Annotated in this window: 1 protein-coding gene; it reads right to left on the reverse strand. The window is 68.6% G+C overall.

Annotated features, from left to right (window positions below; translation table 11 throughout):
* Positions 1-18: 18 nt before the first annotated feature.
* Complete coding sequence (locus tag ACFV20_RS36920; RefSeq protein ID WP_385665503.1) at positions 19-1,233, reverse strand: IS110 family transposase; 1,215 nt, start codon at positions 1,231-1,233, stop codon at positions 19-21.
* Positions 1,234-1,447: the final 214 nt, after the last annotated feature.

A 1,447-nucleotide genomic window follows, 5' to 3' on the forward strand; every position in this document is an offset into this window, starting at 1 on the left:
GGAGTCTTAATGACCGAGTCAAGCGGCTGTAGCGGTGTGTGTCCTTGCTGGTGGGCTGGTGGTGAAGGGGCGGTCGTCGCGTAGCAGGGCCCAGAGGACGTCAACGCGGCGGCGGGCGAGGGCGATGACGGCGGGGATGTGCTTGTGTCCCTGGGCTCGTTTCTTGAGGTAGTAGGTCCGGTTGGGGCCGTCGCGGATGATGCTGGTCTGCGCGGAGAGGTAGAACACTCTGCGCAGGCGGCGGCTGTAGCGCTGTGGCCGGCGGAGGTTGCCGGTGCGGCGTCCGGAGTCTTTGGCGACGGGGACCAGGCCGGCGGCGGAGGCGAGGTGACCGGCGTCGGGGTAGGAAGCCAGATCACCTGCGGCGACAAGGAACTCGGCGCCGAGGATGGGGCCGATCCCGGGCATCGACTCGATGACAGCGGCCTGCGGGTGGGTGTGGAAGACGTCGCTGATCTGCCGGTCGAGCTGCTTGAGCCGTTTGTCCAGGGCCAGCACTTGCGCGGCGAGGTCTGCGGTGATGCCCGCGGCCGTGTTCTGGCCGGGCAGTTGGATGTGCTGGGCCTGCGCGGCGGCGAGGGCGGTGGCGGCAACCGTTTCGGGGTGGCGCACGCCTCGTGCGGCGAGCCAGCGGGTCAGGCGGGCCTGGCCGCAGCGGCGCAGGGCTGAGGGGGTCTGGTAGCCGGTGAGCAGGACCAGGGCGCCCTTGTGGTCGGCGTAGTCGAAGGCCGCTTCCAGGGCGGGACTGATGCCGGTGAGCACGTCGTGGAGACGGTTGAGCAGGCGGACCCGGTCGGCGATCAAGTCGGAACGGTGGGTCGTGAGCAGAGCCAGGTCAGCAACCTGGTCCGTGGGGATCTTCACGGGGGCGAAGTCCTGCCGCAGACGGGCTGTTTCGGCGATGACATAGGCGTCGCGGGCATCTGTCTTGGCCTCGCCCCTGTAGGCGCCAGCCATGCGGTTGACCGTTCGGCCAGGCACATAGATGACTCGTTGGCCGTGGTCGGCGAGCAGGGCCAACAACAGGGCGGGGGCGGTGCCGGTGAGGTCCACTGCCCAGCGGGCTTCGGCGGCCATCGCGAGGACCTCGCTTAGGCCGGCGAGGATGACGGCCTCGTCGTTGCTGACCTTCCGGCTCCAGATAGTGGTTCCGGTGTCGTCGATGGCGACCCACCAGTGGTGGGCCTTGCTGGCGTCGATACCGACCCATAAACAGGGCACCTGTGCGTTCATGTGCGTCTCCTCGGCCTCGGACAGCGTGCCGTTCCGGTCCGAGGACACCCCGCCGTCAGCTCCGTAAGCAGCGACCGTTTCGCACATCTCAATCAGCGGCCCGGGCGTCCCGAAGAGCGGGGCGGCCACTCCACCGGAGCCACCGGGGGCAAGCGACTTTAGAGCCACACCCCACTCTTCCGGACCGCCAAACACCTTACGGAGCGGCTTTGGG

Origin of the sequence: Streptomyces sp. NPDC059696 (assembly GCF_042733745.1) — a bacterium.
GTDB lineage: Bacteria > Actinomycetota > Actinomycetes > Streptomycetales > Streptomycetaceae > Streptomyces.

What these genes read in the sequence shown, in the direction of transcription:
- ACFV20_RS36920 (WP_385665503.1), bottom strand. Translation starts at nt 1,233, where the DNA reads ATGAACGCACAGGTGCCCTGTTTATGGGTCGGTATCGACGCCAGCAAG.